Raw genomic sequence first — 13,388 nt, forward strand, 5'->3', positions numbered from 1 at the left:
GTTTCGCCGGCGTCCGGGGCCGTCTTCCCCGGCGCTCAGCGTCCGGTGATGGAGTCGGCGACGCGGGCCAGCACCGAGGTGCGGCCGAGTCCCGCCTTCTCCCTGGCGTCGGCCCGCCGGTAGAGGTCGTACATGGTGTGCACGCCGATCCACCGCAGCGGTTCCACCTCCCAGCCCCGCATCTTGCGGTCCACCCAGGGCAGGGAGGCGAGCTCGGTGTCCTCGCGCAGGATCAGGTCGCGCAGGGTACGGCCGGCCAGGTTGGTCGTGGTCACCCCGTGGCCGGTGTAGCCGCCCGCCCAGCCGATGCCAGTGGCGTGGTCGACGTGCACGGTGGCGCACCAGTCGCGCGGCACGCCGAGCACCCCGGACCAGGCATGCGCCACCTTCGAGGCCCTGACCGCGGGGAACATCCCGGTCAGCAACTCCCAGAGCGCCTCGATCGTCCACTCGTGGGTGTGGCCCCGCTCGTCCACACGGGAGCCGTAGAGGTAGGGCTTGCCGCGCCCGCCGAACGCGATCCGGCCGTCGGCGGTGCGCTGGGCGTACATGTAGTAGTGCGCCATGTCGCCGAGCAGCTCGTGGCCCTCCCAGCCGATCTCGTCCCACAGCCCGCCCAGCGGCTCGGTGACGATCATCGAGCTGTTCATCGGCAGCCAGGCGCGGTGGTACTGCTTCAACTCGGCGGTGAAGCCCTCGGTGGCGCGGATGACGTACTCGGCGCGGACCGTGCCGTGCGGTGTGCGGGCCTCGCGCGGGGCGATCTCGGTGACCGGGGTGTGCTCGAAGATCTTCACCCCGAGGTCCCGCACGGTCTGGGCCAGGCCGCGGGCCAGCTTGGCGGGCTGAATCCTGGCGCAGTGCGGGCTCCAGATCGCGCTGACCGCGTCGGCCACCCGCAGGCGCTCCTCCCGCTCCGCCGGATCGAGCAGCCGCACGTCATCCTCGGTCCAGCCCCAGTGGCGCTCGTGGGCGAGCAACCGGTGCAGCCGCCGGTCCTGGGCGGCGTTGGTGGCGACCGTGGTGACGCCGCCCTTGACGATGTCCGCGTCGATGTTCTCGTCCTTGGCGGTCGTGATGACCTCGTCGATCGCCTCGAACATCACTCGCTGCAGCCGCTTGGCCGCGTCCGCGCCGTGCGTCCTGGCGTAGCGCTCGGGGGTGCCCGCCAGCTCGCCGACCAGCCAGCCGCCGTTGCGCCCTGAGGCGCCGTAGCCGGCGAACTCCTTCTCCAGCACCACGACCCGCAGGGTGGGGCTGGCCTTCTTCAGGTAGTAGGCGGTCCACAGGCCGGTGTAGCCGGCGCCGACGATGGCCACGTCGGCGTCGAGGTCGCCGCCGAGGGGAGTGCCGGCCGTGGGGATGCCGAGGGAGCGGTACCAGAAGGAGACGTCTCCGTTGACGAAATCCCCAGCCAGGGGAACACGCGTGCTCATGGCCTCATATCCTGCTATATCCGTCTATTGTTATGCGCCTGTCAACGGAAACCGTTGCAGAAAAGCAGTCCTGCCACGTAATGAGTGATCGGCTAGATGTAACGGCAGGCTCACCCATGTGTAGCAGTCCCGTAACAGGGCCAGGTAAGGCTATCCCCCAACAGAGGGAGCATTCTGATGGGGTTTCTGAGGATTCGTACTACCGTTGACGAGCGGCCGGGGCGTCTCGCCTCGCTGGCCGCCGCGCTCGCCGCCAAGGGCGGCAACATCCTGGGCCTGAGCGTCCAGACCGACGCGGACGGCACGGTCGACGAGTTCGTCACGGACATCCCCGCCGGTGCCGAGGCGGTGCGCGAGGCCCTGGAGGCGGCCGGTGGACGCGAGGTCCTGGTCGTCCCCGCCACCGCGCACGAGTTGACGGACGAGCCCACCCGCGTGCTCCTGCTCGCCTCCCGGCTGCGTACGGCACCCTGGCGCCTGCCCGAGCTGCTCGGGGAGCTGCTGCGCGCGGACGACTCCCGCTGGGTCTACGGTGCTGAGATGAGCGATCTCCCGGACCCCACGCTGCTCACCGTGCCCGTGGCCCCGCGCCGCGCGATCAGGGTGCGCCGGGCCGAGCTGCCCTTCACCCTGACCGAGGCCGCCCGCGCGGCCTCCTTCGTGCGGCTGGCGCAGCCCCCCGCCGAGCAGTCCGGCACCGACCGCGACATCACGCTCGCCGACGGCGTCGAGGTCCAGGTCCGCCCGCTCACCCGGCTCTACCGCGAGGCCGTACGCGACCTGCACGACCGCTGCTCGCCCGAGGCCCGCAGGTTCCGCTACTTCACCGCGATGCCCCTGCTGCCGCCGAAGGTCTTCGACCGGCTCTGCGACCGTACGAAGGGTCACTCCATCGTCGCCGGGCACGACGGCCAGGTCGTCGGCCTCGCCAACCTGATGTTCACCTCCGACCCCGGCATCGCCGAGATGGCCTTCCTGGTCGAGGACCGCTGGCAGGGCAGGGGGCTGGGCGCGTCCCTGGCCCAGATGCTCGTCGGCCAGGCCCGGGACCTGGGCTTCGCCGAGGTCAGAGCCACCATGCTCGCCGACAACGTGCGCATGCGCAGGCTCCTGGTCTCGCTCGGCGCGGCCCTGAGCCACACCGAGGATCCCGGCGTGGTGGAAGCCAGGCTGGCCGTGGGAGTGATGGCGACGGCATCCCCGAGTTGAACCCATCATTCGGCCTCCCCGGTTCGGGATCGCTCAGGGCTCCCGAAGCGGGGAGGGCCCACTCCCGTGCCCTGCCCTCTCCCGAGGGCGGGCACGGGCGGTTTCCGCTCTGACCCCGCCTCGCCCCGGCTCCGAGGGAGGCTTCTCAGGGAGCCTGCTCCTTCGGGGGGCCGGGTTCGCGGGGCGCGTCGGCGGCGTCGATGGCGTCCAGCCTGCGCTCGATCCGGTCCAGGCTCTCCTGGATGCGCTCCAGTCTGGCCAGGAGTGACGCGCCCATCACCGGAAAGCCCTCCTCGGCGGTTACCACGCGGTCGGGGCCGCGCTGCCCGAGCAGCGTGATCACCTGGGCGCGTACGGCGTCCAGGCGCGCCCCCTGCCCGGTCAGTACCCGGGCGGCCACGCCCTCGCTCTCGCGGATCAGGCCGAGCAGGATGTGCTCGGTGCCGATGTAGGCGTGGTGCAGGCCGAGTGCCTCCCGCAGCGACAGTTCGAGCACCTTCTTGGCGTGCGGGGTGAAGGGGATATGGCTGCCGGGGGTCTCGTCACCCCTGCCGATGATCTCCTCCACGTTGTTCCTGACCCGCTCGCCGTCGATGTCCAGGGCCCGCAGGGCGCGGCCGGCGACGCCGTCCTGCTCAAGGACCAGGCCGAGCAGGATGTGCTCGGTGCCGATGTGGTCGTGGCCGAGTCTCCGGGCCTCCTCCTGGGCCAGGACCACGACGCGGCGGGCACGGTCGGTGAAGCGCTCGAACACTGGGAGCCTCCGTGAGGGGTGTCGAGGTGCTTGCCCCCACTATGCGCCAGAGGTCCGGTGAGCGGGAGGAAATGCTCCGGCGAAATTCTCGCGCCGCCCGGTGTTCGCCGCTGTAATCGTACATTTTACTGTTAGATTCAGGGTAAATGACTTTTAAACCCGGGTGTGGCGTGCGTAGGGTCGCCCGCATGACGATCGACACGTTCATCGACGCCCTCCCCAAGGTCGAGCTCCACGTCCACCTGATCGGCTCCGCCTCGCCCGCCACCGTGCTGGAACTCGCCCGCCGCCACCCCGGCGGGGGCGTTCCCACGACCGAGGAGGAACTGCTCGCCTTCTACAAATTCCGCGACTTCCCGCACTTCGCCGAGATCTACCAGGCGATCAACGCCCTGGTCCGGGAGCCCGAGGACGTGGCGACCCTGGTGCTCGGCCTGGCCGCGGACCTGGCCCGGCAGAACGGGCGCTACGTCGAGCTGACCGTCACCCCGTACGCGCACCACGTCATGGGCATGCCGATGCGGGAGGTCACCGAGGCGCTCGACCTGGCCGCCCGGCGTGCCCGCGAGGAGCACGGCGTGCGGATGGCGTACGTCTTCGACATCCCCGGCGAGTACGGCGCCGAGGCGGCCCGGGTCACCCTGGACCACGCGCTCGGGGAACCTCCCCAGGCACTGGTAGGTTTCGGGCTGGCCGGGATCGAACAGGAGCGTCCGAAATATCGCGACGCCTTCCGGGACGCCTTCCGCGCCGCCACCGCCGCCGGGCTGCGCAGCCTGCCGCACGCGGGCGAGATGAGCGGCCCGGAGACCATCTGGGAGGTCCTCGACCACCTGGGCGCCGAGCGGATCGGCCACGGCATCGCCTGCGTGCAGGACCCCCGCCTGGTCGCTCACCTGCGCGAGACACAGATCCCGCTGGAGGTCTGCCCCACCTCCAACGTCTGCACCGGCCAGGTCGCCCGCATCGAGGAGCACCCGCTGCCCCGCATGATCGAGGAGGGCCTGTTCGTCACCCTCAACAGCGACGACCCGCCCATGTTCGCCACCACCCTGAGCGGCGAGTACCGCGTCGCCGCCGAGCACCTGGGCCTGGACCGCGCCACCCTCACCACCCTGGCCCGCAACGCCGTCGAGGCCTCGTCCATGGACTCGGCGGGCAAGAAGGAGATCCTCGACGAGATCGACGCTCTCACCGCCCAGCCCTCCGGGACGGCCTCCTGACCGCCCATGACGGCTATCTCGAAGATCGCGATCGTCAGGTCATGTCGATTCGCGATAGGCGCGCCGTCGCCGCGCGGCCTCGCGGAGCACGGGCGCCTCGTCCGGCTCGTCGAGCGAGGCGACCAACTCGTCGAACTGCTCGGCGGGCATCGGCGTGACGTCGGATGGTTCGGCCACCATCCCCTCCATTCCGCGGTGTTTGTGCGGCCCCGTCGCGGACCGAAAGCCACCGTAACGGTAATCAATGGATCGCATACCGTGACCACGATGGTCGACGCGGGCCGGATCAAGGCGAAAGCGAGGGGCAGGGCTCAGGGAGAGGAGATCCGGCTCAGGGAGGAGGGGATCTTGGAGGCGGCGGCGCGGTCCAGCAGGAAGAGGGTCCGCCGGCTGCCTCGGGCACCGGCCGCGGGGACCTGCATCGTTCCCGAGTCCGACAGTGCCAGCCGCACCGCTCTCGCCTTCTCCTCACCGGCGGCGATCACCCACACCTCGCGGGAGCCCTGGATGACCGGCATCGTCAGCGAGATGCGGGTGGGCGGCGGCTTGGGCGAGCCGTGCACCGCCACCACCGGGCGGGTGTCGTACAGGGCGGGCATGCCGGGAAAGAGCGAGGCCACATGGCCGTCCGGGCCCATGCCGAGCATCATGAGGTCGAACGACGGCGCCGGGCCGTGGTCCTCGGGGCGTGAGGCCCGGCGGAGTTCCTCGGCGTAGGTGTCGGCCGACTCCTCGGCGGTCATGCCCGAGTCGGGGCCGCGCATCACGTGCACCCGCTCGGGGTCGAGGTCCAGGTGGTCCAGCAGGGCCTTGCGGGCACCGGTCTCGTTGCGCTCGGGGTCACCGGACGGCAGGAAACGCTCGTCGCCCCACCAGATGTCCACCTTGCGCCAGTCGACGGCGTCCCTGGCCGGGGAGGTGGCGATCTCGGCGAGGGTGGCGAGGCCGACGGTGCCGCCGGTCAGGACCAGCTGGGCCGAGCCCTTGGCCGCCTGGGCGTCGATGGCACGGATGATCACCCGGGCGGCGACGGCCTTGGCGAGCACGTCGGCGTCGCGATGGATGATCACAGTGGGAACGCTCACGGAACTTCTCTTTCGAAGAAGGGCGCCCCGCGGCAGGCCGCGGGGCGCTCACGAGTCAGGACTTGCGGGTCCGGGCGAGCCGCTGGATCGCGGCCGCGTAGATCTCGTCGGGGTCCAGCCGCCGCAGTTCCTCGGCGAGCAGGTCCGACGTCGGGCGCCGGGCCAGCGCGACCCGGCGGTCCGGCTGGCCGGGACGCGAGAGTGTGGCCAGGCGACCGTCGCCCCGGGTGATGGTGATGTCGCCGTCGCCCGAGACCAGCTTGACGGCGGTCAGGCCGGGTCCGGAAGAGTCGGAGACCTTCACGGGCGCGCCGAGGCGCTCACCGAGCCAGGCCGCCAGCAGCAGGGCGCTGGCATGGCCGGGCACGGCCTCCACGGTGCCCCGCTTGACCTTGGCCACCGGCTGGTCGAACGAGGCGGCCAGCAGGCTCCGCCATGTGGTCAGCCGGGTCCAGGCCAGGTCGGTGTCGCCGGGCACGTACCCGCGGGCCCGGCCGGCGATCGCCTTGACCGAGTCGGCTGCGGACCGCGCGTCGACGATGCGGCGCTGGGCCAGCATGCCGATCGGATCCGCCGCCGGGACCTCGGGGCAGTCGCTGGGCCACCAGGCGACCACCGGGGTGTCGGTGAGCAGCAGCGGGCTGACCACCGAGTCGGCGTGCCTGGTCAGCTCCCCGTACAGACGGAGCAGTATCACCTCGCCCGGGGTCGACTCGCCGAACCGGATCTCGGCGTCGAGCCGGTTGGGCTCGTTCGGGTCGCGAGGAATGACGACCACTATCCGGGAGGGGTGCTCCCTGGCCGCCTCGGTCGCCGCCCGGACCGCGTCGTACTGGTCGCTCTCGCCACAGACCACCACCAGGGTCAGCACCATGCCGACGGCCGGGGTGCCCATCTGGTGGCGCAGGTGGGTGAGCTGGGAGGAGATCTTCGAGGCGGTCGTGCCGCTGAGCATGAAGCTGGTCATCTAAAGCCGCCTCCAGACGCGCCCGTCACGGGCCATCATCTCGTCGGCCGAAGCAGGCCCCCAGGTGCCCGCGGGATACTCCTCCGGCGGGCCCTGGGTGCTCCAGAAGTCCTCGATCGGGTCGAGGATCTTCCAGGACAGCTCGACCTCGCGCTGATGCGGGAAGAGCGGCGGGTCGCCGATCAGCACGTCGAGCAGCAGCCGCTCGTAGGCCTCGGGGGAGGACTCCATGAACGACTCGCCGTAGGCGAAGTCCATCGAGACGTCCCTGACCTCCATGGCGGTGCCCGGAACCTTGGAACCGAACCGCACGGTGATGCCCTCGTCCGGCTGCACCCGGATGACCAGGGCGTTCTGTCCGAGTATCTCGGTGTCGTCCTTGCTGAACGGAAGATGTGGCGCGCGCTGGAACACCACGGCCACCTCGGTGACCCGGCGGCTGAGCCTCTTGCCGGTGCGCAGGTAGAACGGCACTCCCGCCCAACGCCGGTTGGCGATCTCCAGCTTGATGGCGGCGTAGGTCTCGGTGATCGAGTCGGGCGGGATGCCCTCCTCCTGGGTGTAGCCGATGACCGGCTCGCCGCCCTGCCAGCCGGCCCCGTAACGGCCGCGCGCGGTGGCCGGCGACAGGTCCGACGGCAGCCGCACCGCCTTGAGGACCTTCTCCTTCTCCCTGCGCAGCGAGTCGGCTCCGAACGACGTCGGATCCTCCATGCCGACCAGGGCCAGCAGCTGCAGCAGGTGGTTCTGGATCACGTCGCGCGCCGCGCCGATGCCGTCGTAGTAGCCGGCCCGGCCGCCGATGCCGATGTCCTCGGCCATCGTGATCTGCACGTGGTCGACATAACCCCGGTTCCAGATCGGCTCGAACAGGTTGTTGGCGAACCGCAGCGCCAGGATGTTCTGGACGGTCTCCTTGCCCAGGTAGTGGTCTATGCGGAACACCGAGCTCTCCGGGAAGACCGCGCTGGTGATCGCGTTGAGCTCCTGGGCGCTCCGCAGGTCGTGCCCGAACGGCTTCTCGATCACCACCCGGCGCCAGGAGCCCTTGGGACCGTCCGCCAGGTTGGTCCGCTTCAGCTGCTGGACCACGACGGGGAAGAACTTCGGCGGCACCGACAGGTAGAAGCCGTAGTTGCCGCCGGTGCCCCGGGTCTCGTCGATCTCCTTGAGCATCATCGCCAGCGCGTCGAAGGCGCCGTCGTCGGTGAACTCACCGCGGCAGAAGAAGATGCCCTCCGACAGCTGCTTCCAGACCTCCTCGCGGAACGGCGTGCGCGCGTGTTCCTTGACGGCGTCGTGAGTCAGCTGCGCGAAGTCCTGGTCCTCCCAGTCCCGGCGGGCGAAGCCGACCAGGGAGAAGCCCGGGGGCAGCAGCCCCCGGTTCGCCAGGTCGTAGATCGCCGGTAGCAGCTTCTTGCGCGCCAGGTCGCCGGTCACGCCGAACAGCACCAGCACGCACGGCCCCGCCACGCGCGGCAGGCGCTTGTCGCGCGGGTCGCGCAGCGGGTTGGACTCGATCAGGGCCTCGGTGATGCCGGCGGTCGAGGCGGCGGCGGCCGTGGTGACCGCTCCCTCGTGCGCGGTGCCCGTGGTGGTGAGCTCCTCGGCTTGAGGCCGGTCGGCCTGGGGCGGGGAGTTCTCCTTGCTCATTCGAACCTCCGGCGACCCATCAGACCTCCCGTGAGGCGGCGAGCAGGTGCGCGACACCGGCGGCACGGTCGGTCAGGTGCAGTCGCACGGCGGGGCGCCCCCGGCTGGCCAGGGCGCCCAGGTCGCCCAGCGCCTGGGCGAGCTGGAGGCGGCCCAGGGTGTAGGGCCTGCCGGGAACCTCCAGGTCGTTCTCGATGGCCCCGGTGATCTGCAGGAACACCCCGTTCTGCGGGCCGCCCTTGTGGTACTGGCCGGTGGAGTGCAGGAACCGGGGGCCCCATCCGAAGGTGACCGGCCGCTCGGTGCGGACCGCGAGCATCCCGCGGAGCGTGGCCGGGTCGGCCGCGCTCCACACGTCCGTCATCTCCTCGAACGAGGCGCCCTCGGGGTACGGGGCGTCGAAGGCCGCCTCCCTGTCGAGGTAGGCCATCACCGCGAGGTAGCCGTCGGAGGGGATCGCCTCCAGCAGCCCGGTGAGCACGTCGGACAGGTTCTTGGGGGCCTCCATGCCCGGCGGCAGCTCGCCGTGGACCTCCACCGGGCCGTCGACGAGGATCGGGGTGCCGACCGGCAGCTCGCTCTGGTCGAGCAGCTTGGCGGTGTTCTCCTTGGACTCGGCCACGTTCGGCTGGTTGAACGGGTCGATGCCCAGGACGCGCCCGGCGACGGCCGTGGCGTACTCCCAGACGAGGAACTGCGCGCCCAGCGGGCCGGCGACGGTCACCACACCGTCGGTGTCGATCCCGGCGAGCAGCTCGTCGTCGGCGTCGCCGGGGTCGGCGCCCACGACGGGCAGGATGCCCCTGCCGGACTTGCCGGTGGACTCGGCGATCAGCTGCTCGATCCAGTCGGGCAGGCCGTTGATCTCCGAAAGGCCGTCCTCGATCACGAGTTTGTCGCGCCCGGCGACCGCGGCGGCACCCAGGGCGGCGCCCAGGTCGAGGCCGGGGTTGCCCTCCGAGCGCGACAGCAGCGGCAGCACCTCGGCGGCGTCGTCGAGCAGCCGCTCGACGTCGGCGCCCGCCAGCGCGCTGGGCACCAGCCCGAACGCCGTCAGGGCGCTGTAGCGGCCGCCCACGTTCGGGTCGGCCAGGACCACCCGGTAGCCCGCCTCGCGGGCGCTGAGCTCCAGCGGCGAGCCCGGGTCGGTGATGACGACGATCCTTCTCGCCGGGTCGATCCCGGCGTCACGGAAGGCCTTCTCGTAGATCCGCCGGTGGCTGTCGGTCTCGACGGTGCCGCCGCTCTTGCTGGCGACGACCAGGAGCGTGCTCTCCAGCCGGTCCTCCAGCGCGCGGCGCACCTGGCCGGGGTCGGTGGTGTCGAGCACGGTCAGCGGGACGTCGGCGGAGCCGGTGATGACCTCGGGAGCGAGGGAGGAGCCGCCCATGCCCGCCAGGACCACGTGGTCCAGGCCCTCGGCGCGGGCCCACTCCACCAGCTCGCCGATCTCACCGAGCAGTGGCCTGCTCGTCAGCGGGAGGCTGAGCCAGCCGAGGCGGAGGGCCGCCTCGGGCTCGGCCTCCGGGCCCCACAGCGTGGGGTCGCCGGCGGCCAGGGACCGGGGGACTCCCTCGGAGACGAGCCGACCGGCCGTCTCCGAGGCCTGCTCGGTGAGGTCGTCCTCACCGAACGTTACGGACACTGACATGTGTTCCCTCATGCCTTCTTCAGCTCGGCGGTGACGGTCGCCAGCAGGTCGGTCCAGGAGGCCTCGAACTTGTCCACGCCGTCCTCCTCCAGGAACCTCACGACGTCGTCGTAGTCGATGCCGATCTCCTTGAGCGCGGCCATGGTGTTCCAGGCCTCCTCGTAGGAGGGGCGGACCGTGTCACCGGTGATCCTGCCATGGTCGGCGGCCGCCTCGAGGGTCTTCTCCGGCATCGTGTTGACGGTGCCGGAGGTGACCAGCCCGTCGACGTAGAGGGTGTCGGGGTAGTCGGGGTTCTTGGTGCCGGTGGAGGCCCACAGGGGGCGCTGCGGCCGGGCTCCGGCCAGGGCCAGCGCCTGCCAGCGCGGGGAGGCGACGACCTCCTCGAAGGCGGCGAAGGCCAGCCGGGCGTTGGCGAGCGCGGCCTTGCCCTTCAGTGCCAGGGCCTCGGGGGTGCCGATCTTGTCCAGGCGCTTGTCGATCTCGCCGTCCAGCCGGCTGACGAAGAACGAGGCCACCGACTCGATGTTCGACAGGTCGAGGCCCTTGGCCTTGGCCTGCTCAAGGCCGCTCAGCCAGGCGTTCATCACGGCACGGTAGCGTTCCAGGGAGAAGATCAGCGTGACGTTGACGCTGATGCCCTCGGAGATCGCCTGGGTGATCGCGGGCAGGCCCTCGACGGTGGCCGGGATCTTGATGAACAGGTTGGGCCGGTCGACCAGCCACCACAGCGCGCGCGCCTCGGCGACGGTCTTCTCCGTCTCCCTGGCCAGACGCGGGTCGACCTCGATCGACACCCGGCCGTCCACGGTGCCGGTGGCGTCGTAGACGGGGCGCAGCACGTCGGCGGCCCAGCGGATGTCGTAGGTGGTGATGGAGCGCACCGCCTCCTCGACGTCGACGCCGCGGATCTTCAGATCGTGCAGCTGGGTGTCGTAGGCGTCGCCCTTGCTCAGCGCGGAGGCGAAGATCGTCGGGTTGGAGGTGACGCCGACCACCTGCCGGTCGCGGATCAGCGACTGGAGATTGCCGGTCCGCAGGCGCTCGCGGCTGATGTCGTCCAGCCAGATGGAGACGCCCTGCTCGGAGAGTTTCCTCAGGATCTCACTCATGATCAGTTTCCTGTCGTCTCGCCCTTGTCGGCTCCGCTCCTGGCGAGGCTCGCCTTGGCTGCGGCGACCACGCGCTCGGCGGTCAGGCCGAACTGCTCATAGAGGGTCTTGTAGGGAGCCGAGGCACCGAAGTGCTCCAGGCTGACCACTTCCCCGTCATCTCCCACGAACTCCCGCCAGCCCAGTGAGATTCCCGCCTCCACCGCCACGCGCGCGCGGACCGAGGAGGGCAGCACCGTCTGCCGGTAGGCCGCGTCCTGGGCGTGGAACCACTCCACACACGGCATCGACACGACCCGGGTGGCGATGCCCTCCGCCTCCAGGATCCCGCGGGCCTCGACGGCCAGCTCGACCTCGGAGCCGGTGCCGATCAGGACCACCGCGGGCTGCCCGTTGGAGGCCTCCCGCAGGATGTAGCCGCCGCGGGCGACCTTCGCCGCGTCGCGGGTGCCCTCGTAGACCGGCAGGTTCTGGCGGGTCAGCGCCAGCGCGGCCGGGCGGTCGTTGTGTTCGAGCACGACCTGCCAGGCGGCGGCGGTCTCGTTGGCGTCGGCGGGGCGGACCACGTCGAGGCCGGGGATGGCGCGCAGCGCCCACAGGTGCTCGACGGGCTGGTGCGTCGGGCCGTCCTCGCCCAGGCCGATGGAGTCGTGCGTCCACACGTAGGTGACCGGCAGCTTCATCAGCGCCGCCAGCCGCACGGCCGGGCGCATGTAGTCGCTGAAGACCAGGAACGTGCCACCGTAGGGGCGGGTGCCGTTGTGCAGCGCGATGCCGTTGAGGATCGCCCCCATGCCGTGCTCGCGGATGCCGAAGTGCAGTGTGCGGCCGTAGGGGTTGCCGGGAAAGTCCCTGGTCTGGAACTCCTCGGGGATGAAGGACGGCTCGCCCTTCATCGTGGTGTTGTTGGACTCGGCCAGGTCGGCAGAGCCGCCCCACAGCTCGGGCAGCACCGGCGCGAGGCTGTTGAGCACCTCGCCGGAGGCCTTGCGGGTGGCGATGGAGGAGCCGGCCTCGAAGAACGGCAGCGCCTCGCTCCAGCCGGCGGGGAGCTGCCGCACGGAGATGCGGTCGAACTCGGCGGCGCGCTCGGGGTTGGCCTCGCGCCAGCTCTGGTAGAGCTTGTCCCACTCGGCCCGCGCGGCGCGGCCGCGCTCGACGACCTCGCGGGCGTGCCCGAGGACCTCGGCGGGGACGTCGAAGCTCTTGGCCTGGTCAAGGCCCAGGATCTTCTTGGTGGCGGCGACCTCGTCGGCGCCCAGCGCCGAGCCGTGGATCTTGCCGGTGTTCTTCTTGTTGGGGGCGGGCCAGCCGATGATCGTGCGCAGCCGGATGAACGACGGCCTGCCGGTCTCGGCGCGGGCGGCCTCCAGCGCCTGGTGTAGCGCCTCGACGTCCTCGACGTAGTCGCCGGTCTGGGTCCAGTCGACGGTCTGGGTGTGCCAGCCGTACGCCTCGTAGCGCTTGACGACGTCCTCGCTCAGCGCGATCTGGGTGTCGTCCTCGATCGAGATGTGGTTGCTGTCGAAGACGACGGTCAGGTTGCCCAGCCTCTGGTGGCCCGCGAGGGCGCTGACCTCGTGGCTGATGCCCTCCTCGATGTCCCCCTCGGAGGCGATGCACCAGATGTGGTGGTCGAACGGGCTCGTGCCCTGCGCCGCGTCCGGGTCGAACAGGCCGCGCTCGCGGCGGGCGGCCATGGCCATGCCGACCGCGTTGCCCAGGCCCTGGCCCAGCGGCCCCGTGGTGGTCTCGACGCCGACGGTGTGGCCGTGCTCGGGGTGGCCGGGGGTCAGGCTCTCCCACTGGCGCAGAGCCTTGAGGTCGTCCAGGCTCAGGCCGTAGCCCGACAGGTAGAGCTGGATGTAGAGGGTCAGGCTGGTGTGACCGGCCGAAAGGACGAACCGGTCACGGCCCACCCAGGAGGGGTCTGACGGATCATGCCGCATCACCTGCTGGAACAGCAGGTACGCGGCGGGCGCCAGGCTCATCGCGGTGCCCGGGTGGCCCGAGCCCGCCTTCTCTACCGCATCCATGGCCAGGGCCCGTACGACATCGACCGCGCGGCGGTCCAGGTCGCTCCATTCAAGGGCTGGCACGAGTTCGCTGCTCAACTGCTCGGTCTCCGGATCTAATAGTGTGATGGTGGCGCCGGTCTGGTATTTCCCGCCCACATTGGACCCTAACGGTTTCGGTCGCGCTACCGTGGCGTAGGTCGATCAGGTGCGGGTCCACCGGACTCATGGGCGGCTCTCCGGCGGTTGTCGTCTCGCGCCGCTTCCGCACCCCGTGCCGGGA

Annotated in this window: 10 protein-coding genes and 1 pseudogene; 2 read left to right on the forward strand and 9 right to left on the reverse strand. The window is 70.8% G+C overall.

The window, feature by feature from the left end; all coding sequences use genetic code 11:
* Positions 1-35: 35 nt before the first annotated feature.
* Positions 36-1,436 carry an NAD(P)/FAD-dependent oxidoreductase gene (locus tag ACQP0P_RS18930; protein WP_433378480.1) on the reverse strand — a complete coding sequence of 467 codons (1,401 nt, stop codon included), beginning with the start codon at positions 1,434-1,436 and terminating at the stop codon, positions 36-38.
* A 177-nt stretch (positions 1,437-1,613) separates the two neighbouring features.
* Here ACQP0P_RS18930 and ACQP0P_RS18935 point away from each other — a divergent pair, with 177 nt between their 5' ends.
* Positions 1,614-2,645, forward strand: coding sequence for an N-acetyltransferase family protein (locus ACQP0P_RS18935; RefSeq protein WP_433378483.1), 1,032 nt, complete (start codon positions 1,614-1,616; stop codon positions 2,643-2,645).
* A 298-nt stretch (positions 2,646-2,943) separates the two neighbouring features.
* Here ACQP0P_RS18935 and ACQP0P_RS18940 read toward each other — a convergent pair.
* Positions 2,944-3,399: pseudogene (locus ACQP0P_RS18940) on the reverse strand (Clp protease N-terminal domain-containing protein); the annotation flags it as partial.
* 188 nt (positions 3,400-3,587) lie between these two features.
* Here ACQP0P_RS18940 and add point away from each other — a divergent pair.
* The gene (add, locus tag ACQP0P_RS18945) at positions 3,588-4,622 is read left to right on the forward strand and encodes an adenosine deaminase (protein WP_433378486.1); all 1,035 of its coding nucleotides are present in this window, start codon (positions 3,588-3,590) and stop codon (positions 4,620-4,622) included.
* A gap of 39 nt (positions 4,623-4,661) precedes the next feature.
* On the opposite strand, the gene ACQP0P_RS18950 is transcribed toward add, so the two are convergent.
* The 7 genes from ACQP0P_RS18950 to tkt all read right to left on the reverse strand — a co-directional run bounded on the left by ACQP0P_RS18950 (position 4,662) and on the right by tkt (position 13,126).
* The gene (locus ACQP0P_RS18950) at positions 4,662-4,802 is read right to left on the reverse strand and encodes a hypothetical protein (RefSeq protein WP_350954525.1); all 141 of its coding nucleotides are present in this window, start codon (positions 4,800-4,802) and stop codon (positions 4,662-4,664) included.
* Between the two features lie 131 nt (positions 4,803-4,933).
* Positions 4,934-5,707, reverse strand: coding sequence for a 6-phosphogluconolactonase (pgl, locus tag ACQP0P_RS18955; RefSeq protein WP_433378489.1), 774 nt, complete (start codon positions 5,705-5,707; stop codon positions 4,934-4,936).
* A gap of 55 nt (positions 5,708-5,762) precedes the next feature.
* Entirely contained in the window at positions 5,763-6,674 is a 912-nt protein-coding gene (locus ACQP0P_RS18960; protein WP_433378492.1) for a glucose-6-phosphate dehydrogenase assembly protein OpcA, read from the reverse strand.
* On the reverse strand, positions 6,675-8,327 hold the full coding sequence (gene zwf / locus ACQP0P_RS18965; protein WP_433378495.1) for a glucose-6-phosphate dehydrogenase: 1,653 nt from the start codon (positions 8,325-8,327) through the stop codon (positions 6,675-6,677).
* Between the two features lie 19 nt (positions 8,328-8,346).
* A complete protein-coding gene (locus ACQP0P_RS18970) occupies positions 8,347-9,978 on the reverse strand; it encodes a glucose-6-phosphate isomerase (protein WP_433378497.1) in 1,632 nt (543 codons plus the stop codon).
* 8 nt (positions 9,979-9,986) lie between these two features.
* Positions 9,987-11,090 (reverse strand): transaldolase, encoded by a 1,104-nt coding sequence (gene tal, locus ACQP0P_RS18975; protein WP_355553227.1) that lies wholly within the window; start codon positions 11,088-11,090, stop codon positions 9,987-9,989.
* A gap of 2 nt (positions 11,091-11,092) precedes the next feature.
* Positions 11,093-13,126 carry a transketolase gene (gene tkt / locus ACQP0P_RS18980; RefSeq protein WP_433381970.1) on the reverse strand — a complete coding sequence of 678 codons (2,034 nt, stop codon included), beginning with the start codon at positions 13,124-13,126 and terminating at the stop codon, positions 11,093-11,095.
* Positions 13,127-13,388 lie beyond the last annotated feature (262 nt).

Source organism: Streptosporangium sp. CA-115845, assembly GCF_050943795.1.
GTDB lineage: Bacteria > Actinomycetota > Actinomycetes > Streptosporangiales > Streptosporangiaceae > Streptosporangium.

Coding starts and splice junctions, on each gene's coding strand:
- tkt (WP_433381970.1), bottom strand. CDS start 13,126: ATGGATGCGGTAGAGAAGGCGGGCTCGGGCCACCCGGGCACCGCGATG.
- add (WP_433378486.1), top strand. CDS start 3,588: ATGACGATCGACACGTTCATCGACGCCCTCCCCAAGGTCGAGCTCCAC.
- ACQP0P_RS18930 (WP_433378480.1), bottom strand. CDS start 1,436: ATGAGCACGCGTGTTCCCCTGGCTGGGGATTTCGTCAACGGAGACGTC.
- ACQP0P_RS18960 (WP_433378492.1), bottom strand. CDS start 6,674: ATGACCAGCTTCATGCTCAGCGGCACGACCGCCTCGAAGATCTCCTCC.
- ACQP0P_RS18950 (WP_350954525.1), bottom strand. CDS start 4,802: ATGGTGGCCGAACCATCCGACGTCACGCCGATGCCCGCCGAGCAGTTC.
- ACQP0P_RS18935 (WP_433378483.1), top strand. CDS start 1,614: ATGGGGTTTCTGAGGATTCGTACTACCGTTGACGAGCGGCCGGGGCGT.
- zwf (WP_433378495.1), bottom strand. CDS start 8,327: ATGAGCAAGGAGAACTCCCCGCCCCAGGCCGACCGGCCTCAAGCCGAG.
- tal (WP_355553227.1), bottom strand. CDS start 11,090: ATGAGTGAGATCCTGAGGAAACTCTCCGAGCAGGGCGTCTCCATCTGG.
- ACQP0P_RS18970 (WP_433378497.1), bottom strand. CDS start 9,978: ATGTCAGTGTCCGTAACGTTCGGTGAGGACGACCTCACCGAGCAGGCC.